General features: G+C 44.6%; 1 protein-coding gene. It reads right to left on the bottom strand.

All coding sequences use genetic code 11. From position 1 onward, the window contains the following. A partial coding sequence (locus R7R78_RS26745; protein ID WP_225474687.1) for a DUF11 domain-containing protein occupies positions 1 to 671 on the bottom strand: 671 nt, incomplete at both ends.

Raw genomic sequence — 671 nt, 5'->3', positions numbered from 1 at the left:
AAACCAGACGCGAAGGGCGTTGCAGTTGACCCATCGAGCAATTGTGTCGTCACGTCAGTGATGTTTTCACACACAGTATGGTCGTTCACGTAACCTGTTTGAGACGATACCGTCACTAAATAGGTCAACGTATCACCTGGTGAGTAAAAACGAGATTCGACTCCATTCACCAATAGCTTGCGCGTGACATTCCCACCGTTGTATGCCTTTTTCATTTCATGGTGTGAAATGTGAGAAGTTTCCGTTACTTCACCAAGATCGCGATAGATGTATGCATCATTTGCAATTTTATCGTTGAGATTCCCCCCTTCATCTAGCGAACCAACGACGTTATCTTTTACACGCGCTTTAATTTTAAACGTACGCACTTCGTCCGGTTCCAAACTCATTGTTTTGGAAGCGTCCCCTTCGGGATACACACAGTTCTCCGTTGTTACAGAATGAAAACCGGCACCGTCGTCATAGTCAAATTGCCAATATTCGAACGGGCTTTGGTCCGGATAATCTTGATACTGATTGTCTTTGTCGTTCGCTACTACAGACAAAATATCTTGCAACTTATCAACGACTTTTAACCCGGTTTCAGTATGCGAGCCATTGTTGAGAACACGGATTTCGTAGGTCACGTCTTCGCCCGGAACAAAGCGGACTTTATCGGCAGTTTTTAAGAT

The sequence above is a fragment of the Vibrio sp. 2134-1 genome, assembly GCF_033339495.1.
This window is presented reverse-complemented; position numbering and strand designations above follow the sequence as displayed.